General features: G+C 59.3%; 22 protein-coding genes. 12 read left to right on the top strand and 10 right to left on the bottom strand.

Annotated features, from left to right (window positions below; all coding sequences use genetic code 11):
- Positions 1–2 precede the first annotated feature (2 nt).
- Genes AACL53_RS18750 through AACL53_RS18740 form a run of 3 tightly spaced genes read left to right on the top strand, consistent with a single transcriptional unit; the run spans position 3 to position 1,370 of the window.
- Positions 3–392, top strand: a complete 390-nt coding sequence (locus AACL53_RS18750; RefSeq protein WP_092868557.1) for a response regulator — start codon at positions 3–5, stop codon at positions 390–392.
- Positions 389–934 (top strand): chemotaxis protein CheD, encoded by a 546-nt coding sequence (locus AACL53_RS18745; protein ID WP_339086067.1) that lies wholly within the window; start codon positions 389–391, stop codon positions 932–934. The genes AACL53_RS18750 and AACL53_RS18745 overlap by 4 nt, the downstream gene beginning before the upstream one ends.
- 25 nt (positions 935–959) lie before the next feature.
- Positions 960–1,370, top strand: a complete 411-nt coding sequence (locus AACL53_RS18740; RefSeq protein WP_339086066.1) for a hypothetical protein — start codon at positions 960–962, stop codon at positions 1,368–1,370.
- Positions 1,371–1,377: 7 nt separating this feature from the next.
- On the opposite strand, the gene AACL53_RS18735 is transcribed toward AACL53_RS18740, so the two are convergent.
- The 8 genes from AACL53_RS18735 to AACL53_RS18700 all read right to left on the bottom strand — a co-directional run bounded on the left by AACL53_RS18735 (position 1,378) and on the right by AACL53_RS18700 (position 8,103).
- The gene (locus AACL53_RS18735; protein ID WP_339086065.1) at positions 1,378–1,941 is read right to left on the bottom strand and encodes a hypothetical protein; all 564 of its coding nucleotides are present in this window, start codon (positions 1,939–1,941) and stop codon (positions 1,378–1,380) included.
- Complete coding sequence (locus AACL53_RS18730; protein WP_339086064.1) at positions 1,925–2,392, bottom strand: flagellar basal body-associated protein FliL; 468 nt, start codon at positions 2,390–2,392, stop codon at positions 1,925–1,927. The genes AACL53_RS18735 and AACL53_RS18730 overlap by 17 nt, the downstream gene beginning before the upstream one ends.
- Positions 2,389–2,880: a hypothetical protein gene (locus AACL53_RS18725; protein WP_339086063.1), complete on the bottom strand. Its 492-nt coding sequence runs from the start codon at positions 2,878–2,880 to the stop codon at positions 2,389–2,391. Before AACL53_RS18725 ends, AACL53_RS18730 begins: the two co-directional genes overlap by 4 nt.
- A gap of 1 nt (position 2,881) precedes the next feature.
- Positions 2,882–3,244 carry a rod-binding protein gene (locus AACL53_RS18720; RefSeq protein WP_339086062.1) on the bottom strand — a complete coding sequence of 121 codons (363 nt, stop codon included), beginning with the start codon at positions 3,242–3,244 and terminating at the stop codon, positions 2,882–2,884.
- 29 nt (positions 3,245–3,273) lie between these two features.
- Positions 3,274–3,690 carry a hypothetical protein gene (locus AACL53_RS18715; protein WP_339086061.1) on the bottom strand — a complete coding sequence of 139 codons (417 nt, stop codon included), beginning with the start codon at positions 3,688–3,690 and terminating at the stop codon, positions 3,274–3,276.
- Positions 3,683–4,447 carry a flagellar biosynthetic protein FliR gene (locus AACL53_RS18710; protein ID WP_339086060.1) on the bottom strand — a complete coding sequence of 255 codons (765 nt, stop codon included), beginning with the start codon at positions 4,445–4,447 and terminating at the stop codon, positions 3,683–3,685. Before AACL53_RS18710 ends, AACL53_RS18715 begins: the two co-directional genes overlap by 8 nt.
- Positions 4,444–6,537, bottom strand: coding sequence for a flagellar biosynthesis protein FlhA (gene flhA, locus AACL53_RS18705; RefSeq protein ID WP_339086059.1), 2,094 nt, complete (start codon positions 6,535–6,537; stop codon positions 4,444–4,446). The genes AACL53_RS18710 and flhA overlap by 4 nt, the downstream gene beginning before the upstream one ends.
- A 186-nt stretch (positions 6,538–6,723) precedes the next feature.
- A complete protein-coding gene (locus AACL53_RS18700) occupies positions 6,724–8,103 on the bottom strand; it encodes a UDP-glucose/GDP-mannose dehydrogenase family protein (RefSeq protein ID WP_339086058.1) in 1,380 nt (459 codons plus the stop codon).
- Between the two features lie 557 nt (positions 8,104–8,660).
- On the opposite strand from AACL53_RS18700, the gene AACL53_RS18695 reads away from it, so the two are divergent.
- The 4 genes from AACL53_RS18695 (at position 8,661) to AACL53_RS18680 (ending at position 12,030) form a co-directional block, all read left to right on the top strand.
- Positions 8,661–8,888 (top strand): hypothetical protein, encoded by a 228-nt coding sequence (locus AACL53_RS18695; RefSeq protein ID WP_339086057.1) that lies wholly within the window; start codon positions 8,661–8,663, stop codon positions 8,886–8,888.
- Positions 8,889–9,280: 392 nt separating this feature from the next.
- The gene (locus tag AACL53_RS18690) at positions 9,281–10,285 is read left to right on the top strand and encodes a sulfate ABC transporter substrate-binding protein (protein ID WP_339086056.1); all 1,005 of its coding nucleotides are present in this window, start codon (positions 9,281–9,283) and stop codon (positions 10,283–10,285) included.
- A gap of 154 nt (positions 10,286–10,439) precedes the next feature.
- Positions 10,440–10,703, top strand: coding sequence for a hypothetical protein (locus tag AACL53_RS18685; protein WP_339086055.1), 264 nt, complete (start codon positions 10,440–10,442; stop codon positions 10,701–10,703).
- A gap of 157 nt (positions 10,704–10,860) precedes the next feature.
- Complete coding sequence (locus AACL53_RS18680) at positions 10,861–12,030, top strand: ceramide glucosyltransferase (RefSeq protein ID WP_339086054.1); 1,170 nt, start codon at positions 10,861–10,863, stop codon at positions 12,028–12,030.
- Between the two features lie 14 nt (positions 12,031–12,044).
- Here AACL53_RS18680 and AACL53_RS18675 read toward each other — a convergent pair whose 3' ends face one another.
- Positions 12,045–13,880: an alkaline phosphatase family protein gene (locus AACL53_RS18675; RefSeq protein WP_339086053.1), complete on the bottom strand. Its 1,836-nt coding sequence runs from the start codon at positions 13,878–13,880 to the stop codon at positions 12,045–12,047.
- Between the two features lie 197 nt (positions 13,881–14,077).
- On the opposite strand from AACL53_RS18675, the gene AACL53_RS18670 reads away from it, so the two are divergent.
- From AACL53_RS18670 to AACL53_RS18650, 5 genes are all read left to right on the top strand, one after another.
- Positions 14,078–14,797 carry a type 1 glutamine amidotransferase gene (locus AACL53_RS18670; protein WP_339086052.1) on the top strand — a complete coding sequence of 240 codons (720 nt, stop codon included), beginning with the start codon at positions 14,078–14,080 and terminating at the stop codon, positions 14,795–14,797.
- A 352-nt stretch (positions 14,798–15,149) separates the two neighbouring features.
- Positions 15,150–16,859, top strand: a complete 1,710-nt coding sequence (locus AACL53_RS18665) for an APC family permease (RefSeq protein ID WP_339086051.1) — start codon at positions 15,150–15,152, stop codon at positions 16,857–16,859.
- Between the two features lie 393 nt (positions 16,860–17,252).
- On the top strand, positions 17,253–18,143 hold the full coding sequence (locus AACL53_RS18660; protein ID WP_339086977.1) for an ABC transporter substrate-binding protein: 891 nt from the start codon (positions 17,253–17,255) through the stop codon (positions 18,141–18,143).
- Between the two features lie 120 nt (positions 18,144–18,263).
- Complete coding sequence (locus AACL53_RS18655; protein ID WP_339086050.1) at positions 18,264–19,352, top strand: glycine betaine/L-proline ABC transporter ATP-binding protein; 1,089 nt, start codon at positions 18,264–18,266, stop codon at positions 19,350–19,352.
- On the top strand, positions 19,349–21,328 hold the full coding sequence (locus tag AACL53_RS18650; RefSeq protein ID WP_339086049.1) for a proline/glycine betaine ABC transporter permease: 1,980 nt from the start codon (positions 19,349–19,351) through the stop codon (positions 21,326–21,328). Before AACL53_RS18655 ends, AACL53_RS18650 begins: the two co-directional genes overlap by 4 nt.
- A 23-nt stretch (positions 21,329–21,351) precedes the next feature.
- On the opposite strand, the gene AACL53_RS18645 is transcribed toward AACL53_RS18650, so the two are convergent.
- Positions 21,352–22,542 (bottom strand): acetyl-CoA C-acyltransferase, encoded by a 1,191-nt coding sequence (locus AACL53_RS18645; RefSeq protein ID WP_339086048.1) that lies wholly within the window; start codon positions 22,540–22,542, stop codon positions 21,352–21,354.
- Positions 22,543–22,692: the final 150 nt, after the last annotated feature.

The following is a 22,692-nucleotide window of genomic DNA, read 5'->3' as shown; positions in this document are numbered from 1 at the left end:
CCATGCCCTCAATGCAGCAATTGCAGATTCTGGTCGTTGATGACACGTCCGTCAGCCGGGCGCTTCTGACCGACGGTCTTGATCAGATTGGGTTGAAGAACTTCAAAGTCGCCAAAGACGGCGAAGAGGGTTTGAAGATGATGATGACGGCGCCCTGCCATCTCGTCATCTCGGACTACAACATGCCAAAGATTGACGGCATTCAGCTTTTGCGTGCGCTGCGACAGCATGCGCCGACAAGCAAAGTCGGCTTCATCCTGGTGACGGGTAAGGGCGACAAAGCTCTTATCGACGAAGGCAAGAAGTGGGGACTGAATAACTTCCTCGCTAAGCCGTTCGCTGTGCCACAGCTCAAAACGTGCATTGAGGCTGTTGTCGGTAAGTTGACATGACGTCCGCCGTGAAGACGGAAAATCGCGTCCACATAATTCAAGGCGAGTTCTTCGTCACCAGCGACCGGGATGTCATGGTGACGACGATCCTCGGGTCTTGCATTGCTGCGTGCATTCGCGATCCGCTTGCTGGAGTGGGCGGCATCAATCACTTTCTTCTGCCCGGCAAACTCGGCTCCACAACGGCGGCGGACGAACGCATGGGCGTCCATCTGATGGAAATGCTCGTCAACGGCCTGTTGAAGGCTGGTGGCCGGCGCGATCGGCTGGAGGCGAAGTTGTTCGGAGGCGCTCGCACCGTTCGTTCTCACTCCGACATCGGGAAGCACAACGCGGAATTCGCGCAACGCTTTCTTAAAGCGGAAGGTATTTCCTTCGTCGGTGGCAGCACTGGCGGTTTGCAGGGCCGGCGCATTCAGTATTGGCCGGTTTCAGGACGTGCGCGGCAAATTTTGCTTGCGGGTCCTGCACAAATCGAAAGGCCAGTGCAGATGCCCGTCGCAACTGTCGACGTCAACGCCGGCGAACTCGAACTTTTCTGATCGTTTCTTTGGGGGCCTGGACGAGATGAACGACGGCAATCGACAACACGATGGTTCGCAGCGAACAGGCGTTCCCGTACCGGAGATATTGACGACGGTCTCTGAAGAAGTTCGGATGCTGTCGGATACCGCCAGTGATCTTCAGGATCTTATCAGCAACCTCGTCGTGGCCGGAGCGTTCGGCGGCTCGCAATCCCTTTACGAGCTTCAAAGTCTCGATCGGCTCTGCCAGAATCTCGGTGCGGTTGCCGACTTTCTCGCTGGCGTTTCGAAAAACTCGTCTCGCGATTGGAAGGTCGACATCGCCGATGCCGCTCAAGCCGTAAAACTCGCCGATCTTTCTGATCGGCTGACCGGGCGGCAGGCCGACAGCGACCCGTCCAACGAAGAGACGGGCGAGTTCGATGATTTCGGCAATTGGCCTATGACGGGCTGACCTGCGCTTAGGATCCGACGAATTCACGTGCCGCTGCAAGCGACGCGAAGCGCCGTCGCCCGATTAGCGTGTCGATCTCGATCGATCCATCGTCATATTCGAGAAATTCGCGGCCAGCGAGCTTTCCGCCAACAACGGGCTTTCGCGGCTCAGGCAGCGGCGGTGGAACCGTTGCGGCAGGCAGCGCAGCCTTGCGTGCGTCGATGGCAGGTGCTTGCCAGAAATTGAGTTGCTGTCCAATGCGGATCATTGACCCGCGGCGCTCGATGATCGGAGCGAGCTTCATCGTCACCGCCGCAATCAGGATGCTTTGCATGACTGCAAGCGCCATCAGACGATGAATCCAGATCTCGGGCTCATCGGACAACAGCGCCGAATAGCCGATCGCGAAGATCAGAACCGATAAAAATCCAAGGCCGGCAAATATCGCGAAGGCAGCCATTCCGCCGCGCTGCCGCGCAGTCACCGGCTCGCCGGAAGGCCCGGCGTCGCGCGCGAGCCGCAGCTTGAGCTCGGCGGCTGTTTGACGGAAAACGGCATCGATGCCGAAGTTACTATCGATTGCGCTCATTGTTTTTCATCATGTCCGCTTTTGAGAGATAGGTCCAACTGTCGATCATGATGTCCTTGATCATATCCCGGCCGAGCCGCTTGTTGGCTCCGGCCGCGATGTTGGCCGCGAGATCTTTGATGGCCTGTTTGCGTCCGGTCTTGATGTCGTTCGGCGTGGTCTCGTAGATCTGCCGAAACGCTTCGTCGGCCACGAACACTTCCGGTTGGATCGTGCTGAGTTTTACTAGTTCGGAGTCTGCCGTGAACTGCAGGCGCGTCACGACATAACCCATGACTTCGCCATTCGTCAGGATCGGCACGCTGACCATATGAGTTTTCATCATCTGCAGCTTGGGACCCGCGTCCTTCGCCGCATCCGTCTTCGCGCCGGACTTCCAAGAAACAGCGCCATAGACGCCGCCGATCGTTGAAAGACAGGCGATGAATGACAAGACGAGCAGCCGGATCACGTCGGGCTCCGCTGCGGTCCGATGTGACGAGTATAGGTGCCGTCCGATTCCGCGCTCTGGATCGCGAGAGACAGCATCGCGGTGATTTCCTTGACCGCATCGAGGTGAAGGCAGATCTTGCGAAGATTGACAGCGAGCTTGGCGCGGAATGCCTGAAGTTGCTGATTGAGTTCATCATCGACGTCGGCCGGCTTCAACCGTCGCATGGCCTGGCTGAGATCGACAAGGCCTTGGCTCTTGCGATCGTTTGAAACCTTGAGATCGAAGTCTGGCGATTTGTCCAAAGCTGCGATTTCTTCGTCGAGACAACTGTCGATACGCTGGATGACCTGGATCACAAGCGAGCGCGCGGCTTCGATATCGTGCGAAATGGCGCGGCTAGGAATCACCGTCCGGAGGCCGCTTTGAACAACGGCGCCGGCGCGCGTGACGGCTGCGGACGAAGGTTGGTGAGATCCGGCTTTTGCTTCCGCCGCCGCACTGCTCATTTTACTTTCCTCTGGAACCGTCAGGTTCCGGTTTGATGATCATTTGCGCGATGCCGATCGTTCCCGATTTCGACAGGGTGGTTGCCAAGGTATCGACCATCATTCCCCGCCATACCGTTCCCGCGGTGCCATCGCCGAAGAGCGATTCCGAATCCTTCGGCATCCACTCTTCCAGCATCTGCCGGAGATACATTGCCTCGAACTGTTGGCCGGCTTCCTTGGACTTGCTCTTCTCTGTCTGGCCGGATTGTTCCGGCGCGGCGGCGTCGGCGGGCCGAACGTCGGCGGATGGCGCCGGCCGGACTGTCTGTCGGGCGGTCCACATGGCCTGATCGGCGACAGCTGTGGGCGAAATGATAGGCATAGCTCGTTTCGGATGCGGAGGATGAAGCCTCACGATGAACGAGTAGACTTACCCCGGCCTTGCGCCGCCGTAGCTTGCTGAAATTCGAGCAAAGCCTCGAGTTCCCGCTGCTCGGACTTGCGGGATTCCTCGGCTCGGACGTCAGCCAGCAAAGAATTCGCCGCACGCGTACGGGCTGCAGCCGCGGCATAGCGGGCGAGCACCGCCGCATGTTCGTTCGAGAGACGTTGAAGGCGCCGCTGAATGTTTCCAAGGCTGCGCGACATCAGCGCCAGAAACGGTTCGTGAACCGCGGATGGATTGGCGAGGGTGGCGATGATGTCTTCCTGCGAGCTCCGAAGCTCACTGATTTGCCGGGTCAATTCGCCGACCCTGGCTCTCTCGGTGGTCTCGAGATCGTGAAAGACGTCGACGAGCCGACTGACTTTTTTCGATGATCTAGCCATTTTGGCCGAGATTCTGGATCGCCTGCGTCACCAGCGAGGAGAAAATCTCCATGGCCGACTTGTCGATCTGCAGCAGCAGAAAGAGACCGCCGAGCACGACGAACGGTGTCGATACAAAATAAATCGGTATCTGGGGCACCATCTTGTTCAGGAAGCCGAACGCGAGATTGACCGTCAGAGAATAGACAATGAGCGCAGCGCTTAGCTGCAGCGTCAACTTGAAGGCGATCCCGACCTGCGCAACGATCGTCTGCAGATTTGGCGGCGCCGCAATCGCCACCCCGACTTTGAACGCGTCGTATGACCGTTCCAGCATCCGAATGACGTTGATGTGCTGATTGGTGATGAAGAAAAGCACGACGGCGGGTGTCGTTACGAGAGACGCAAATGGCGAAGAAGGGTCGTTATTGTCGATTGAACGAGAGAAAACCGATCCGTATCCGGCCAAGTTCGCCATGGCAGTCGCGACGAACTCGAGTGCCATGAATAGAACCCGCACCAGAAATCCCAGAAGCATTCCGGTCGAGGTTTCGATCATGATCAGCGCGAGCAAATTGCTCGGTGTTTCCGCCGTCGACGGACGAACGGAATCGTATACGAGCGGCGTAATCGCGAGAGAAACGGCGACGGCAACGAAAAGTCGAAGCTGCACCGGAATGCGCTCGCTCGAAAGTCCGGGCAGCAGCATGAAGCATGCGCCGACGCGACAGAAGACAAGAAACGGAACCAGAATGGTTTCGTGCGTGAACTCGGTCATGAAACGGAGCCGAGAGACTGAATCTGGACGCCGCGGCTGATTTCGAGATGAGAGAGGACGGGCAGCGTTCCGAAGAGGCGCTCCGTAACCGTGTGAACGTAGGGACGCGTCTCGGCGGCTGTGACGAGAACGAATTGGTGCCCGGCGTCCATGAGTGGCTGAACCATTCGGCTGAGATCGCCTCCGAACTGCTCAATGAGACGCGGCTCGATGTCGAACTCGACGACTTCGCCCTTGGCATCGCGCTTGAGCGCCTGATGGAAGGCGAGCTCCCAGCGATTTCCAAGCCGCACGACCTTGAGATAGTTGCCTTCGCTGAGATCGCCGCAAATCTGCGATGCGAGGCGCATGCGCACATGTTCGGAGATTTGCTCGGCCTTGCGCGAGAACGGTGCGATCTCCGCGACGGCTTCGAGAATGAGATGCAGGTTCCGGATCGAAATGCGCTCGGCGAGCAACATTTTGAGGACGCTCTGCAGGCCGGAGTACGAGATTTGCGCCGGGCAGATTTCTTCCAGCAGCTTGCGATACTCGGGGTCGAGCCGCTCGAGGAGCGCGCGAAGATCGCGATATGAGAAGAGCTGCGCCAAGCTGTTGCGGATGACTTCGGCAACATGCGTCAGGAGCACGGATGTGTTTTCGACCGGAACGAAACCATCGCGCTTCAGCGCGTTCGTGAAGATGTCCGGTATCCACAAGGCCTTCATGCCGAATGCCGGTTCGCGTGTCTCGTCTCCCGGCGCCTCTGGCTTCGGGCCATCGCCGACGACGACGAGCACGTCACCGAGCCGAAGTTCGGCAGTCGCGATCACCGTTCCATGAACCTTGATCTGATAACTCTTCGGCGGAACGGAAAGATCTTCGACGAGCTTGATATCCGGAACGACGAAACCGTACTGCTTGGCGAACTTTCGCCGCATCTTGGCGACGCGCAGAGGCAGATCGCTGGTCGTACGCATCAGGACGGTAGAAATCTGCTTGCCGAAGCAGATCTCGATTTCCGTCGTCTTCAGCTGTTCGCGGATGGACTGACGCGATTGCTCTTCGGCAGACGGAAGTTCGCTCTCGGATCGTGCGTTGGATGCAGCTTTCGCGCTTTCGTCTCTCTGGCGAGTGACGCGCATGCTAATGAACGCGAGGCCGCCGCCGATCGGGGCAAACACATACCAGGGCAGGCCCGGCGCCATGGACAGCAGCAACATCACGCCGCCTGTCACCATCAATGCGCGGGGATAATTGCCAAGCTGGCTGACGATGATGCCTTCCGTCGAGCCTTGCGTACCGCCCTTCGACACGAGAAGGCCCGCAGCGAGCGCGACGATGAGCGCCGGCATCTGGGTGACAAGGCCGTCGCCCACCGATAGCAACGTAAATGTCTTGGCTGCGGTATCGAATGCCAGATCGTGTTGTGTAACGCCGATGATGATCCCGCCGAAGATGTTGACCGCAGTGATGATCAACCCCGCGATGGCGTCGCCGCGAACGAACTTCGAGGCGCCGTCCATGGCGCCGAAGAATTGGCTTTCTTCTTCAAGTTCCCGGCGGCGCCGAATGGCTTCCTTCTCGTCGATCGAACCGGCGGCGAGATCGGCGTCGACGGCCATCTGCTTGCCCGGCAACGAGTCGAGCGTGAAGCGGGCGCCGACCTCGGCGATACGCGTCGCGCCCTTCGTGATGACCACGAAGTTCACGGTGATGAGAATAATGAAGACGATGATACCAATGACGAAATTGCCGCCCATGACGAACTGGGCGAAGCCGGCGATGACGTGGCCGGCGGCGTTCGGTCCCTCGGCGCCATTCGACAGAATAAGGCGTGTCGTCGCGACGTTGAGCGACAGCCGGAGCAGTGTCGCGATCAGCAAGATGGTCGGAAAAGCGGAAAATTCGAGCGGCCGGCGTATCCACAACGCGACCATCAAGATGACGATCGACAGCGCGATGGACAAAGCCAGCCCAAGATCGATCATGAACGCCGGAAGCGGCAGGAACAGGATCATCAGGATGGCGATGACGCCCACGGCCAGGCCCGCGTCGCGCTGACCCAAATTTAGGTCGACGCCGCTCCCTGCGGCTTTCGTGGCTGCCATGATTGAAAAAATCCCCCAAACTTTGGGGGCGAGCTTCCTACTCGAAGCTTGCGCGAGGTCGTCATCGGACGCCAAACAGAGGAGAAAAATGCGGAAATGAGAAATTTATACGGAATTCAAACGGATGGTTGGCGCCATTGCATCGCCAATCCGTGATTTCGAAGGGTCTTTCCGCCCCGGACGGATCTATTTTGCGGCTTCGACGGAATGCACCGCCGTTTGAACGGGGGCGGCTTTTGCTTCGCCCTTCGCAGCGTCAAGGCGGCCACGGCCAATGCCAGAATAGCTGAGCCCGAGGTCGCGAACGGCGTCGGCATCGAAGACGTTCCGCAGATCGACGATGGTATTGCCGGTCATGCGCGACTTGAGCGCTTCGAGATCGAGCGCGCGGTACTCGTTCCACTCCGTCACGACGACGAGCACGTCGGCGCCTTCCGCGGCCTGGTCGGCGCTATCGCACCAGACGATGCCGGGCAGCAAAGGCTCGGCATGACGCCGGCCCTGGGGATCGCAGGCCCGAATGGTCGCACCGCGTTCCTGCAGCATCGGCACGATGACGAGGCTCGGCGCATCGCGCATGTCGTCGGTGTTCGGCTTGAAGGTCAGACCCAGGACCGCGATCGTCTTGTTGCGAACCGAACCACCGGCTGCCTCTTCGACGCGGATCGCCATGGCGAGCTTACGCTCGTGGTTGACGCGTTCGACCTGCTCGATGATCGACACCGGCGCTCTCGCCTCCCGTGCCGTCCGAATAAGGGCCGAAACGTCCTTGGGAAAACAGGAGCCGCCGTAACCCGGACCCGGATGAAGAAACTTGTCGCCGATACGACGGTCCTTGCCGATTGCAGAGGCAACCTCCTGAACGTCCGCGCCCACGCTTTCGCAGAGATCCGCGATCTCGTTGATGAAGCTGATCTTGAGGGCCAGGAAGGCGTTAGCCGCGTACTTCGCGAGTTCCGCCGATTCGCGCTCGACGAACATCACCGGTGAACCGCGCAGCGCCAGGGGCTTGTAAAGCCGCTCCATCACATCGCGCGCACGATCATCATCGGTGCCGACGAGCACCCTATCGGGATGGGTAAAATCCTGGATTGCCGATCCTTCCCGCAGAAATTCGGGGTTGGAGCAGATGGCAACGTCGGCATCGGGACGCTTTGCCTTGAGGCGGCGCTCGATCTCGCGACTGGTCCCGACTGGCACGGTGGATTTCGTCGTGACGACCGTAAAGCCGTTGAAATGGGGAGCGGCCTCTTCGACGGCCGAGAACACATAGGAAAGGTCGGCATACCCGTCGCCGCGCCGCATCGGCGTTCCGACAGCCAGGAAGACGACGTCGGCGTCTGCAACGGCCGGGCCGAGCTTCTCCGTAAACACCAGGCGGCCGGCCTTGATGTTGCGCTCCAACAAGGCGTCAAGCCCGGGCTCATAGATGGGGGAGCGGCCCGCCTTGAGGTCGGCAAGCCGGTTCGGGTCCTTATCGACGCAGGTAACGGTCCAGCCGAAGTCGGAAAAGCAGGCGGCTGAGACGAGCCCGACGTACCCCGCGCCGACCATACAAATCTTCATGCTTTAGGTCCCCCTTCCCCTCTGACTTCGTGCGCCGAACCTGACGAGGTGTAGCACCGGATCGGTATGTGGGAAATTGCCACGCTGGTACATGGCATTGCCCGAAAATACCCCCCGATATCCGGCCGGAAGCGAGAAAAGATGGCGATCCTCGCACCGTGCCCGGTCAAATGAACGTAGTTCGGCGTTTATAGCGGCCTCGCCCGGCGGAGCAACAATTCACGCCTGCCTCATAAGCATTGAAGTTCTTGTTATTTGACCCGAAGCCTCGATCAAGGCTTTCATGCGTCTGTCGGCACACTGCTGTGCTGGCCGCGGTGATTTCGAAAGCGACTTGCGCCGCGTCATCAAACGCTAAGCCCCACGAAGTGCTCGTGGGCTCCGCAATGGAGACCGCTATGAAAAACTTAAGCCTCCGCTCAAATGCCTCTCGCGCGATGATGATGGGCCGCATGTGTATGCCCGGCTGCTGTTGAGATCACGCAGCCCGGACTGAGCCATTTCAATCGAACAATCGCATTTCAGAGGACGCTGGCGACCGCCGGCAGAGCAAAGACATGTCTAAATCTTACGTCATCGAGGTCGGCGACGACCAGGCAGGACTTATTATCCGTGAAGAAGGAGAACACGAGTATCTCTTCCACGCGGCACTCGACGAATACAACGCGCTCGAAGGGCGCCGCTTCGCAAATCCGCTTCTCGCGGAACGCGCAGCGATCGCTCATTCGGTAAGCCGGCGTCGTCGCCGTGCCTCTGGTCGCGTTGCGGAGGCGTTCGCCATATGAGCCGAAGCAACAACACGTCCGGCCATCCGGCAACCGACGCAAAACAGGTAACCGTTCAGCCGAGACCCGTCATATCACACCCGCCGCGGCACCTCACTCTCGTTGTAGACCGCGAATGGCAGATCGACCCTGTTCACGCGTTCGCGGCGATCGGACCGTCGACAGACTTCTAAAGCGCAGGCTAGCACGCTTGCCGGCGCTTCCTTCCTCCCTGGACCTGCTCGCTCACACTCTGCGATCGGGTTACTTGAGACCGGTGGCTCCATCGGCTACCGGTCTCTCTTTCATTTTCAGACGGCGTCGCAATGCTGAAAAAGCATGCGAAGGCTTGTCGTTTCTTCGTGCTCAACAACACCCAGTCAAAGACTTCGCTATATAAAAAGGATCTGCATATGACAATCGGGCGTGTGGTATCGCGGCTTGGTTTGGCGACGGCTCTTCTCGTGGCGGTATCGCCCGGAGCGTTCGCGCAGTCGAGCATTCTCAATGCTTCATATGACGTCTCGCGTGAGCTCTACAAAGAAATCAACCCGGCATTCGTTGCGAGCTGGAAGAAGTCGTCGGGAAGCGACATTGAAGTCAAGCAAGCGCACGGCGGATCGACGAAGCAGGCGCAAGCCGTCGCCGAAGGCCTCGAGGCCGATGTCGTCACACTCAATCAGCCGACGGACCTCGATTTCCTTGTGAGCAAAGGTGCTGTCGCGAGCGACTGGCGGACGAAATTTCCCAACGGCGCCGCACCCTATACGACCACTACGGTCTTTCTCGTCCGCAAAGGCAATCCCAAGGGCATCGCCGATTGGGATGATCTGGTGAAGTCCGGCACGTCCGTCGTCATTCCCAATCCGAAGACCTCGGGGAACGGACGCTATACCTATCTTGCGGCCTGGGGTTATGCGCTTGATAAGCTCGGATCAGACGAAAAGGCACGAGACTTCGTTGGCAAGCTTTTCGCCAACGTTCCGGTATTTGATGGCGGCGGACGCGGCGCCACGACGAGCTTTACGCAGCGCGCTATCGGCGACGTTCTCGTGACGTTCGAGAACGAAGCCGCTCTCATCAAGGCCGAGGTCGATGGGCAGAACTTCGACGTCGTTTATCCCTCGCTCAGCGTCGAGGCGGCGCCCCCCATCGCGATCGTCGATACCGTCGTCGCGAAACGCAAGAGTGCGGATGTCGCCAAGGCCTATCTCGATTTCCTCTATTCGGACGACGCGCAGAAGATCATAGCCAAGCATCATTTTAGGCCGCGTAACGAAGCCGTGCTGAAGGAAGCGAACCTGCCGGCCATCAAGACTTTCTCAGTCGAAGACAAACTCGGTCCTTGGGCGACTGTCCAGAAAACGCACTTTGCCGACGGCGGCATCTACGATCAGATCACGACCAAGCAGAATTGATCTAGCGCAATGATTGGCAAGCCGCGACAACCTGCGCGGCTTGCTTCGCCCCATTCGATCCCTCGTCGAAGCTTCAATTGACTGATAGAAGCGCTAGGGGACGCAGCCGTTCGTAATGGCGTCGCCGGGGCAAGGGAAATGGGGAGAGGTTCCGATGGGTGATCATTTTTGGCCGGCAATGTATCCGGGCCTGATAGTCGGAATCCTCTACGGCTTATCATTGCGTGGAGTATTCAATACGGTCGTCGCCGCGCTCGGCGGTCTGGTGGGCGCGGCTATCGCCTACGCGGGCTTAATCGCAGTCGACCTCAATGACGGTTTGCCTTCGGTGATCGGCTTGATTGTTGCGGCATTCATCGGCGCCTACCTTTTGACGAACATTGCGCAAAGGTTCCGGGGTTCCCACGCGAAATCCTGAGCGCCGCCGGGCAAGCCGAGCGAAATGCACAGCTTCCGCGACGGCTTGCGTTGTCGTGGGGTAGTTTTCCCCTATGTCATGGATACGTCGCGCAACTGTCGTCGAAATTTCACTGAATCCTGGAATGCAGCGGTTGGATTTCTAACCGGGGAGTGAGATGGCCGATTTCGTCACGGCGGCGGCTCTAATCTTCTGCATAGCGGCTACGGCCACACATCTCGTATCGGTCGCACTGGCGTTATCGCGCGTTACGTCCTCTCGGCGCCGCGAGCGCGGCTTGAGCGTTGAGCCCGTCAGCATCATCCGGCCGGTATGCGGTCTGGATCATTTCGATGAAATGACATTGCGCTCGACCTTTGAGCTCGCCGATAGCAGCTATGAGGTCATTTTCTGCGCTGCCCGAGACGACGACCCGGCGGTACCATTCGTCAGGAAGTTGATCGCGAAATATCCGCATGTCGAAGCGAGGCTGCTCATCGGTGATGACAGGCCGACAAGCAATCCCAAGCTGAACAATATCGTCAAGGGCTGGGCCGCGGCACGCTTCCCGTGGATCGTGCTCGCCGACAACAACGTTTTGATGCCTGAGAACTATCTCAGCGATCTCTTCCGCAGCTTCGAGCCGGGCGTCGGTCTCGTTTGCTCGCCGCCCGTCGGCAGCCATCCGATAGGATTTTGGGCCGAACTCGAATGCGCGTTCCTCAACACGTATCAAGCCCGCTGGCAAAGTGCCGCCGATACGATCGGCCTGGGATTTGCCCAAGGCAAGTCGATGCTTTGGCGCCGCGATATTCTCGATGAGGCGGGTGGCGTCGAAGCGCTGGGCGCCGAGATTGCCGAAGATGCCGCCGCAACGAAGATTGTCCGCACGCATGGTCTCCGCGTGCGCCTTGTTGATCGCCCGTTCGAGCAGCCGCTCGGGCCGCGATCCGTAAAGCAAGTATGGGCGCGACAAGTGCGCTGGGCGAGATTGCGTCGCGTAACGTTTCCGGTTTTCTACGCGCCGGAAATTCTTTCGGGCAGCATGCTTCCGATCGCATCGGGCTTCGCGGCCGCTTCGAGCGTCGGCCTTGATCCGCTGACGGTCCTCGCAGGCCTGCTTGTCGTCTGGTACGGAACCGAAGCGCTTTTGGCGCGTGTGGCAGGCTGGCACTTGAAATGGCAGTCGCCCATTGCGTGGATGCTGCGCGATGCATTACTCCCGCTCCTTTGGGTCGAAGGTTGGTCGGGAGATACGTTCGTCTGGCGCGGCAACGACATGAGCGTCGCCAAAGCAGACGCGGCCAATTCGAGCCGCGAACTCGCCGTCACGACGAAGAGCATGTAGGGCGACGGTAAGTCCTACTTCGTGAGAGCTAACGCCGGATCCGGCGAGAGGCCGACTGTGCGTCCTTCGAAGCCAGCCGCGTCGAAATATTTGGTCTCGCCCACAACCTGATAATTAAGGATCGTCCGCAGGCCCGATGGCGACGGTCCCGACACGATCGTCTTGCGCTCCCAAGTCGGCACTGCACCCTCCGGCAACGCTTCCGTCAGCGCTCTGCCGACGAGCTTGCCATGACTTTCCGGCATCAACCCTAGGATCGCAGCGATGGTCCGCCCGATATCAGCATTGCTCGCAGGAGCCTCGCTGATGAAGCCCTTCTTGAAGCTGGGACCGAACGCCGCCATGAAATTGGCGGTATCGGCACGGCTGAAGCTGCCATGCATTCCTTGCCCTTGCTGCAGACCTGTGTCGGCGACCTCGGCGGTGCAAAGCGTAGGGTCTGCGCATCCCGTCGAGAAGCTTTTGAAATTGACGACGATCGATGGCCGCGGCATCAGCGACGAACCCTGGAGATTGATCGCGCTTAACGGCAGCGTCCCGGCGAAAGTACCGAGGTTATCGTCGACGAATAGCCCGCTGACATAATCTTGCGCGAGCAGCGCATCGATCGTCCTTTGCGCCAGTACGCGGTCACCGCTCGGAATATAGATGAGATCTGACCCGCCGTTTGCCGCGACGACGACCTTCGGCGCGTTCGCATCTTCGCCAATCAAGCCGTCCGCGTTCTTTGGATGCGTCCCGCTTTCGACTTTGGCGTTCCCGGCTTCCGGATCGTAAAGCGGCAGGTTCAAAGCCGCAGCAATGTCGATCGCTAGAAATCCCGGAGGCAGTAATCCTGCAGGCACGTCCGCATAGCTGGCGCGAGCGGCCCCACTCGTTTCGCTCTGTTTCGAGATCGTCGAGAAGCCATGGTCCGCTGAGACGACGATATCGGTCGTGTCGGAAAGCCCGAGGTCGTCGAGCGTCCGCCGGATCGCGGCGAGGTTCGAGTCGGCGTTGCGGATGGCCGCCATCGACGTCGGTCCGTTGATGCCTGGTTCTAGCTTCAACAGGCTGTCGCCCTGGTTATGCTGCGTTCCGTCCGGATCGCGCGACCAGAAGACGACGACGAACGGCTTCCCGTCGGATTTGAATTTCGGCAGAACGACCCTTGTCAGAGCCGCTGCGAAATATCCCTGCTGAACGACGTTGGCGTCCTTTGTCCCGGGCTCGTGAGAATTTCCGCTTTCTTTGTTGGTGAGCCGGCTCGGAGCTTCCATTGGCAGCCCCTGCGCCTTGAGCCCGTCGCTGACCCATGACGCGAGCGGAATACCTGCAGGCGTCCCCGTCGCATCATCCATGATGACGCTCTCGCCGCCGCCGCGCGACGTATGATTGAAGACGAACGTCGGGCCGATCTTGCCGATCGCAGCCGTGTTGAACCCGGCGCGATGCGCAACGTGAAGGATCGTCTCCTCGTCGATGAAGCTGGCGCCGAAATGCTCGTCGATGTCACCAATAACGCCGTCGTTCTCGATGAAGGCCATTCGCGCAGAAGCGGCTGTGCGGATCTGGAAGCCCGCGTAAAGCACGTTTCCGAAAACGCCGGTGTCGCCGAGATAGTGCCCGGTCGCCATGCCGCTGGAGTTTGGCATCGTGAACGTCGGAAAAAGCGAATGGCTGTTTGCGAAGTTGACGCCCTTGTCCCGGATGTCGGCAAACGTCGGAGCCGTCGCGGGCGTCACGATGCCGCCCCGCAGACCGTCCGGAACAAACAGAACGACGTTGTGCCGAGGCTCGTCCGCAAAAGCGGGGACCGCGCTCGCGAGTACGGCCAGACATGCAAATGAGAAAAACAGCTTCGCCTTCATTTTCACTCACTCATTCGAACGGGAAATTAGGCGCCAGCCTAAGGCCCGACGATGAACCTCTGATGTCGGCCGGCCCGTCGCAAAACGGCGGGGGACCCGCGTAGCAAACAATTCAATGCTCAGTGCCGCTCTCGTGGTGGAAATATCCGCTCGATTATGCCACAAGACGCGCCTCGATAGCAGGCATAGGGGGCCGCGTGCGCTTTCTCGTTTTTCAGCACATTGCGTGCGAGCATCCTGGCATCTTCCGCAAGTTCTTCGCCGCCGATGGCATCTCATGGGACGCTGTCGAACTCGACGAGGGCGAGGCCATTCCGGCGCTCGAGAACTACGACGCGCTTTGGGTGATGGGCGGACCGATGGACGTGTGGGACGTCGAGGAATGCCCGTGGCTCATCGAAGAAAAGCGTGCGATCCGGCGCTGGGTTCGCGACCTCGGCCGTCCTTTCGTCGGGCTCTGCCTTGGGCATCAACTCCTCGCCGATGCGCTGGGCGGCACATGCGGACCGCAACATCCGTCAGAAATCGGAATACTCGACGTCGCACTGACACCTGAGGCCGGCAGCGATCCGGTGTTCGGTGATCTGCCAAAGCGGTTCAAAGCGGTTCAATGGCACTCAGTGCGCGTGGCCCAACCGCCCGAAGGCGCCGTCGTGCTCGCGCAATCCGATGTGTGTCCGTGTCAGGCAATGCGCGTCGGCCGCAATGCCTGGAGCATGCAGTACCACGTCGAGATCGAGGAAAATACGATCGCGGACTGGGGAAATATCCCTGCGTACGCGGCGGCTCTCGAGCGAACGCACGGACCAGGCGCGCTGCCGCGCATGGCCGAGGCGGCGAAACCTCACGTGGCAAACTTCGCCGCGGATGCAGAAAAATTCTATCGCAACTTCATGCGAGAAATCAGTTCGCGCTAGCCGCCTGTCAAATTATCAGCGCATCGCGCGATGCCTTTAACGAAACCGATTTTATCCGGAATGCGCAAATTCGTTGCGTTCACTGATTGCTGTGATACCTTGAAATACCACTAACTTATCGGCCTCATTGGTTGAAATTGGTACAGGGGTTCGCATGTCCGGCTCGGGCACCGCGCAACTAACTGGAGACCTAGCAGGCGGAATTGCCTGCGGCGCCTGGCTTTGTCCAAGGCGCGATCCACTTTTCGGAATTCTGCTGATCGTTTAGCGCCACGCGCCGGAGACCCGGTTCGTGGCGTTTGTCGTTTTATCACGTCGCACGCGGATCAAACTCAAGCATCGGGGGATGCGTATGGCAGCGACCTACGAACCAGCGACCGGGGCGGATTCCGGCAACACACTTCATCGAGCCATCGATTGGCGGGGCGCTTTCTGGGTAGCAAGCGGCGTGCCCGCTCTCGTCCTCTTCTCAATCGGCGGCATCGCCGGCACCGCAGGCAAGCTAGCCTTCGTTGTCTGGACGGTCTCGATGATCATGGGGTTCTTGCAGTCCTTCACCTACGCAGAAATAGCTGGGCTCTTTCCCAATAAATCCGGCGGTGCTTCGGTTTACGGCGCGACGGCTTGGCTCCGCTATTCCAAATTGATCGCGCCGTTATCGGTGTGGTGTAACTGGTTCGCGTGGTCGCCGGTTCTGTCTCTCGGATGCGCAATCGCGGCCGGCTATATCTTGAATGCCGTCGCGCCAATTCCAGCCTTCACCGAGCAATCGCCGGAAGTCATCGCGTGGCTCGCTGATCCCGCGAATGCTGGGAAAGTCGCAGCGGACGCCATCACCGCGGTAACTGCTGCCCACACGCCCGCTATTCAATCATTCAATGCGCTGAGCGTTGCCGTGCCGGGTCTTGGAACGCTGAACTTCAACTCTTCGTTCTTTATCGGCGCCGTCTTGATGTTGATCGTCTTTGCCATTCAGCATCGTGGCATCCTCGGAACCGCGAACGCGCAAAAGTATATCGGGCTCCTCGTCATCATCCCGATGTTGATCGTCGGAATTGTCCCGCTCATCAACGGTCAGTTCCACGCATCGAATGTTGCGGGACCATATCTGCCAGGCACCGGCGATAACGTCGGATGGACGCTCTTCCTCGGCGCTATGTTCATCGCCGCGTGGTCCACCTACGCCTTCGAAACGGCGATCTGCTATACGAGGGAATTCCGCAATCCTCGAACCGACACGTTCAAGGCGATCTTCTACTCCGGGCTCCTTTGCCTCCTGCTCTACATCCTCGTGCCCTTCACGTTCCAAGGGGTTCTGGGCGTCGACGGAATGAAAGACCCGGGCATCGTGGCGGGCACGGGCGTCGCCGACGCCATGGCGAACATGGTGGCCAGCGGCAACGCGTTCATCAAAGAAGTCTTCGTGGCGCTTATGATCTTGGCGCTCGTGCTCGCGATCATGACGGCGATGGCCGGATCATCGCGAACACTCTACCAGGGCTCGGTCGACGGCTGGCTACCGCGCTATCTCAGCCATACCAACGCGCACGGTGCGCCGACACGCGCGATGTGGACTGACCTTGTCTTCAACCTCTTTCTGCTCGCGATAGCGTCCGATTCTGGTGGCTACTTCTTCATCCTCGCCGTGTCGAACGTCGGCTACATCATCTTCAACTTCCTCAACCTCAATGCGGGTTGGATGCATCGCGTCGATAGCGGCCATCTCGACCGACCCTATCGCGCACCGACGTGGTTGATCGGACTGAATACGGTTCTCGCGTTCGTCAACGCGCTCTTCATGGGCGCCGGCGCGAAAGTCTGGGGCTATTCGAACGCGCTCTTGGTCGGCTTCATCTTTGCCGCGCTCATCATCCCGGTCTTCGCCTTCCGGCACTATGTCCAAGACAAAGGACAATTCCCGAAAGGTGCGCTCGAAGATTTGGGGTTGACCGGTCAGGACCTCGGCGAGCGGAAAGCCGGCATACTTCCTTACTTGGCGCTGCTCGGCGGCCTTGCCGTGGTGCTCGTCGCGAATTGGTACTTCCAGATGCCGCCAGCGTGACGGAGGACGGACTGAGTTAGCGGCAACGGTGTTTTTCGAAGGGGTCGACGCCAGACCCATTACACCGCCGCAAAAGATTAAATTCGCGGCGCGCTTATGCGCGCCGAATTCCACACTAACCGTCTTCTTTTAACGAAAGGGGGAAACGCGAATTGCTCGAACTGTGCAGCCCGAATAATCGACGATTGCCCTGAATTTGGCCTTGTACGGATCAGGACAACAGCAGCATAATTCAAAAATTATCACTCACAGGAAAAATCGGGTGATGCCGATTTCCTACTTTGATGTCAACAAAGTTGGCTTGGAGGCTAACCAATGTACCGTTCTGTCAAACGTGTTTTGACCGGTGGAGCTTGTGCTGCGTTGCTATCTTTGACGGGACTGCCTCTAGCCATGGCGGCACCCGAATCCAATGACCCGATCAAGATCGCGCTGTTCGATTGGACGAGCGTCAATCTCAACGCCAAAATCCTCGGCGGCATTCTCACCAAGCTTGGCTACAACGTTGAATATCCGACGGCTGATTATCTTTCTAGCCTCACGACAGGCCTTACCAACGGCGATATCGATATCGGCGTCGAATTTTGGGATACGACGGCAGCCGAGGCCATGAAGGCATCCGACGCGACGGGTCAGACCGAGCGTCTCGGCTCGCTTGGCCCCAAGGCAAAAGAAGAGTGGTGGTACCCGCTCTATATGAAAGAAAAGTGCCCGGGGCTGCCCGATTGGAAGGCGCTGAAAGATCCGAAATGTGCGGCGGCATTCTCAACGGCTGATACGGCCCCGAAGGGTCGATATCTCGGCGGCCCCGTAACGTGGGAAGGCTTCGATGACGAGCGTGTCGAAGCGCTAGGGCTGCCGTTCACCGTCGTGCACGCCGGAACGGACGGCGCGATGTTTGCGGAGCTTGATTCGGCATATCAACGTAAAGCGCCGATCCTGCTGTGGATTTACTCGCCGCACTGGGCGCCGGCGAAATACCAAGGCGAATGGGTGCAATTCCCGGAATATGAGCCGGCCTGCTACACCGACCCGAAGTGGGGCGTCAATCCGGATAAGAAATACGATTGCGGCAAGCCGCACGGCGAAATCTGGAAGTACTCGTGGAAGGGCTTCAAGGATAAGTGGCCCGTCGCTTACAAGGTCGCCAAGGCTTACACGATCGACGTCAACGAATTGAACAAGATGTCGGGTCAAGTCGATCTCGATGGCAAATCGATTGACGATGTTGCTGCCGAATGGGTCACCGCCAATGAGGCGAAGTGGAAGGAATGGGCGAAGTAAGAGCCGGATTTTTTCTTTGCTGCACGAACTGAAACGACCAGAACCGGCGGCCTTTGCCAAGGCTGTCCGGTTCTCTTTGTTTGGAAGCAAATCCTAAGCGAGCGCATGAGGCAATCTGGAATGAACGATCAAGCGCCGATGCGCAAAGAAGCGGAACTGACCGACGACGACCGGCCGGTGAAGCTGCGATGCAAAAATGTTTGGAAGGTATTTGGCGCTGGAGCTGAAAAGTTTCTTGCTGATCGCGCGGGCGTGGCGACGTCGGAAAATCTCAGCGACGCCAAGCTCGTCGGCGCTGTTCGGAATGCCTCGATCGAGGTGAGGCGCGGCGAAATTTTCATTGTCATGGGTTTGTCCGGATCGGGGAAATCCACGCTTGTACGCTGCCTTTCGCGCCTCATCGAGCCGACATGGGGAAGTGTCGAGCTGGACGGCATGGACCTTCTCAAAGCGAAGCCCGACGAGCTCATCGAAATTCGTCGCCACCGCATGGGCATGGTGTTTCAGCACTTCGCGCTGCTGCCGCATCTGACGGTGCTTGAGAACATCGCGTTTCCACTATCGGTGCAGGGCGTGGACCGCAAAGCGCGTGAGGCCCGCGCCCGTAAAGTCATCGAGCTTGTCGGCCTCAATGGACGCGAGCAGTTCTATCCGCGTGAGCTGTCGGGCGGTCAGCAGCAGCGCGTCGGCATCGCGCGAAGCCTCTGCGTCGAACCGGAGATCTGGTTTCTGGACGAACCGTTCTCGGCGCTCGATCCGCTCATTCGCAGGGAGATGCAAACCGAACTGCTTCGCTTGCAGAGCGTGCTCAAGAAAACGATTGTATTCATCACGCACGACTTCGACGAGGCGATCCGGCTGGCCGATCGCATCGCCATCATGAAGGACGGCGAGATCATTCAGACCGGTACACCCGAAGAACTCGTCCTGCACCCGGCGACGGATTATGTCGCCGAATTCACACGCGACGTGCAACGCGCGAAGGTCATGTCGGCTGCCCGCCTGATGCAGCCCGTATCGCCGTCCGCGGACTACGGTGGAACGGTGCAGGCGACCGATAAAGTGTCGACGTTCTCGGCGCGCATCGTCGGCGTCCGGAAAAACTTTCTCGTGACCGGAGCCGATGGCAAGCCACTAGGAGAAGTGACGCCGGACGCCGTCATTGATTTGCTCGCTGATCGCGATCTCACGCGCGAGGAACGCATATGACCGTCGCTGATACGTCCATAACGGCGCGGCCCGCCCCGATATCCGCGTGGACGCTCATATGGATCGCGGCCGTCGCCGTCGTTGCAATTCTCTACATGATGCCGGGCATCGCGCCTTGGGCCGTCAAATATCCCTCAGACGCCGTGATCCCTATCGCTGACTGGATATCTGCGTTCATGGCGTGGGTGAAAACCAATTTCACGTGGTTGACGCGAGGCATAACGGACATCTTCAACGTTCCTCTTCAGTGGGCCATCTCTCTGCTCGCGAAGGGTTGGAAATCCGGCTACGGCCCCGACGCTCTCGTCCTTCCTCGCCTATCGTGGATTGGTATCTGCGCTGCGTTCGCCCTCGCGGGATTCGCCTTCGGTGGCGGCAGGCTCGCCGCGCTTGCTGCAGGTTGCATGATTTACATCGCGCTATTCGGACAGTGGGATAGCGCCATGCTTACGCTGGCGCTCATTGCAATCAGCGTCCCGCTTTGCGTCGTCATCGGTCTAGGGCTCGGTGTCGTCGCCTTTCGCAAGCCTTGGATCGATCGCGCCATCATTCAGCCGATGCTCGATCTGATGCAGACGATGCCCACATTTGCCTATCTCATCCCGATGCTGCTTCTGTTCGGCAACAGCCCGGTGTCTGGCATGCTGGCAACGGCGATATTCTCCATGCCTCCGATGGTGCGCGCGACCGTGCTGGCGCTAAAGCGCGTACCGCATGAAATCGACGATTTCGGCGAGATGGTTGGATGCACTGAGCGCCAGAAGTTGCTGAAGGTGCTGCTGCCGTCCGGCCGCGCGACGCTGATGGTCGGCGTCAATCAGGTCATTATGCTTGCGCTCAACATGGTCATCATTTCCTCGATGATCGGCGCAGGCGGCCTCGGTTACGACGTCTTGCTGGCTCTGCGGGCTTTGAAGATTGGGCAGGGAATGGAGGCAGGGCTTGCGATCGTCGCGCTTGCCATTGTGCTGGATAGACTGAGCCAGGCGGCTGCGCGTCAGCGTCCGTCCGTCCACATCGCCGATCAGAATTTCGTGCACCGGTACCCGATGCTGACGGCCGCGGTCGCCGTCATAGCGGGCACAACCGTGCTGAGCCTTTTCGTGCCGGCGTTTGCATCGGTCCCGGCCGCCATCAAGATGTCGACGGCGCCATGGTGGAAGGCCGTCGTCGATTGGGTGAATATCCATTTCTTCGACGCCATCGAAGCTTTCCGCACATTCCTATTGCTCTACGTCCTAAATCCGATCCGGGATTTTCTTGTCGAATTCCCTTGGCTCGGAATGGTTCTTCTGGTGGGCCTGGCCGGTTATCGCCTTTCGGGTGTGCGTCTAGCCGTGATCGTCGTCCTGATGACCGCTTTCTGCGCCGCGACCGGACTTTGGGAAAAATCGATGGCGACGCTGTATCTGTGTGGCGTCTCGGCTTTGATCGCAGCGCTGTTCGGCATCGCTCTCGGCATTGCGGCGTCGCGAAGCGATCGGTTTGCTTCCTTCCTCATGCCGATTTGCGACACGCTGCAGACGCTTCCGTCCTTCTGCTTCATCATTCCGGTCGTGATGTTGTTCCGCGTGGGTGACGTGACGGCAATGATCGCAACCGTCCTTTTCGCGATCGTTCCTGCGATCCGCTACACCAATCACGGCATCCGGCAGATCCCGGAAAGTCTCATCGAGGCGGCGACCGTATCCGGCTGCACGCCCCGTCAGATGTTCTGGCGGGTTCAGTTGCCGCTGGCGCTGCCGGAAATCATGCTGGGATTGAATCAGACCGTGCTTCTCGCGCTCAGCATGATCATCATTTGCGCGATGATTGGAACGCGGGATCTTGGGCAGGAAGTGTTTATTGCTCTCGCGAAAGCCGACGCCGGGCGAGGCCTCACGGCTGGCTTTGCCATCGCTTTCATCGGCATCGTCGCCGACCGCCTTCTCAGGGCAACGACCGATCGATTGCAGTCGCGGTTAGGCCTCGTCTAAGAGGCCTAACCTTAGCTTCGGACCTACTGAAGCACGCGTTCGATGGCGATGGCGGTAGCTTCCCCGCCGCCGATGCACGCGGATGCGACTCCCTTGGTGACGCCCCGATGCTCGAGCGCATGAAGCAGCGTCACGATGAGCCGCGCGCCTGTCGCGCCGATCGGATGCCCGAGGGCGCATGCGCCGCCGTTCACGTTGAGCTTGTCGCGCGGAATCGAAAGTTCTTTCTGCGCAGCCATGGCAACCGCCGCGAAGGCTTCGTTGATCTCATAAAGATCGACATCGCTCGCCTCCCATCCAGCCTTGGCGAGGACTTTGCGCATTGCCGGTATAGGAGCCGTCGTGAACCACGCCGGCTCCTGACTGTGCGTCGCGTGGGCGCGGATCTCCGCAAGGATGGGAAGTCCTTCACGCTCGGCGATCGAGCGGCGCGTAAGAACCAGCGCGGCGGCGCCGTCGGCATTCGCTGAAGCGCTCGCAGCGGTGATCGTTCCGTTCGGCCGGAAAGCCGGCTTCAGTTTCGCAATCTTCTCGGGCGAAACCTTCAGCGGGTTCTCGTCGTCTGAGATGATCTTCTCGCCATCCTTCGCCGCGATTTTAATGGGCGCGATCTCAGCTTTGAACGCTCCGCCTTGGACCGCCGCTCGCGCTCGCGTCAAAGTTTCGACGGCGAAGGCATCCTGGTCCGCACGCGTGAACTGATAGGCTTCCGCGGTGGCCTCACCGAAATCACCCATGCTCCGGCCTTTTTCATAAGCGTCTTCGAGGCCGTCGAGCAGCATGTGATCCAAGACCTGCCCATGACCCACGCGGAAACCGGTGCGCGCCTTCTCAAGAAGATACGGCGCGTTCGACATGGATTCCATGCCGCCGGAAACGATGATATCCGCAGAACCGGCAGCCAGGAGATCGTGGGCTAGAAATGTCGCCTTCATCCCCGACCCGCAAACTTTGTTGATCGTCGTCGCGCCGGTCGCATCGTGAAGCCCGGCAGCCCTCGCAGCCTGACGCGCCGGAGCTTGGCCCTGACCGGCGGTCAACACGTTACCGAAAATGACTTCGTCGACTTTCTCGGGCGAGAGCTTCGCGCGTTCGACGGCCGATCGGATCGCGTGCGCGCCGAGTTCTGACGCCCGGAGGGGCGCGAGGTCCCCCAAAAAGCGCCCCAACGGTGTCCCCACCGCGGATACAATGACGATCGGGTCTCGCGACATGTTTTGGATCCTCCCTCGATTGGCTGTGCAAGCCGTGCGGAATAATATATGATGATCGCAATGAAAGAAGGCGAGGGCCGCCGCAACACCGATGTTGCCGCACCCGGTCGCTGGGAACGTGTCGGTTGGCCAGCCGCCTCGACACAGCGA

This window comes from Hyphomicrobium sp. ghe19 (assembly GCF_902712875.1).
Classification (GTDB): domain Bacteria; phylum Pseudomonadota; class Alphaproteobacteria; order Rhizobiales; family Hyphomicrobiaceae; genus Hyphomicrobium_B.
The sequence above is the reverse complement of the archived record's forward strand: the minus strand, read 5'-3'. Positions and strand labels throughout refer to the sequence as shown.

Coding starts and splice junctions, on each gene's coding strand:
- AACL53_RS18720 (WP_339086062.1), bottom strand. CDS start 3,244: ATGCCTATCATTTCGCCCACAGCTGTCGCCGATCAGGCCATGTGGACC.
- AACL53_RS18700 (WP_339086058.1), bottom strand. CDS start 8,103: ATGAAGATTTGTATGGTCGGCGCGGGGTACGTCGGGCTCGTCTCAGCC.
- flhA (WP_339086059.1), bottom strand. CDS start 6,537: ATGGCAGCCACGAAAGCCGCAGGGAGCGGCGTCGACCTAAATTTGGGT.
- AACL53_RS18645 (WP_339086048.1), bottom strand. CDS start 22,542: ATGTCGCGAGACCCGATCGTCATTGTATCCGCGGTGGGGACACCGTTG.
- AACL53_RS18715 (WP_339086061.1), bottom strand. CDS start 3,690: ATGGCTAGATCATCGAAAAAAGTCAGTCGGCTCGTCGACGTCTTTCAC.
- AACL53_RS18695 (WP_339086057.1), top strand. CDS start 8,661: ATGTCTAAATCTTACGTCATCGAGGTCGGCGACGACCAGGCAGGACTT.
- AACL53_RS18710 (WP_339086060.1), bottom strand. CDS start 4,447: ATGACCGAGTTCACGCACGAAACCATTCTGGTTCCGTTTCTTGTCTTC.
- AACL53_RS18660 (WP_339086977.1), top strand. CDS start 17,253: ATGGCGGCACCCGAATCCAATGACCCGATCAAGATCGCGCTGTTCGAT.
- AACL53_RS18750 (WP_092868557.1), top strand. CDS start 3: ATGCCCTCAATGCAGCAATTGCAGATTCTGGTCGTTGATGACACGTCC.
- AACL53_RS18675 (WP_339086053.1), bottom strand. CDS start 13,880: ATGAAGGCGAAGCTGTTTTTCTCATTTGCATGTCTGGCCGTACTCGCG.
- AACL53_RS18680 (WP_339086054.1), top strand. CDS start 10,861: ATGGCCGATTTCGTCACGGCGGCGGCTCTAATCTTCTGCATAGCGGCT.
- AACL53_RS18740 (WP_339086066.1), top strand. CDS start 960: ATGAACGACGGCAATCGACAACACGATGGTTCGCAGCGAACAGGCGTT.
- AACL53_RS18745 (WP_339086067.1), top strand. CDS start 389: ATGACGTCCGCCGTGAAGACGGAAAATCGCGTCCACATAATTCAAGGC.
- AACL53_RS18650 (WP_339086049.1), top strand. CDS start 19,349: ATGACCGTCGCTGATACGTCCATAACGGCGCGGCCCGCCCCGATATCC.
- AACL53_RS18655 (WP_339086050.1), top strand. CDS start 18,264: ATGAACGATCAAGCGCCGATGCGCAAAGAAGCGGAACTGACCGACGAC.
- AACL53_RS18725 (WP_339086063.1), bottom strand. CDS start 2,880: ATGAGCAGTGCGGCGGCGGAAGCAAAAGCCGGATCTCACCAACCTTCG.
- AACL53_RS18665 (WP_339086051.1), top strand. CDS start 15,150: ATGGCAGCGACCTACGAACCAGCGACCGGGGCGGATTCCGGCAACACA.
- AACL53_RS18690 (WP_339086056.1), top strand. CDS start 9,281: ATGACAATCGGGCGTGTGGTATCGCGGCTTGGTTTGGCGACGGCTCTT.
- AACL53_RS18685 (WP_339086055.1), top strand. CDS start 10,440: ATGGGTGATCATTTTTGGCCGGCAATGTATCCGGGCCTGATAGTCGGA.
- AACL53_RS18735 (WP_339086065.1), bottom strand. CDS start 1,941: ATGAGCGCAATCGATAGTAACTTCGGCATCGATGCCGTTTTCCGTCAA.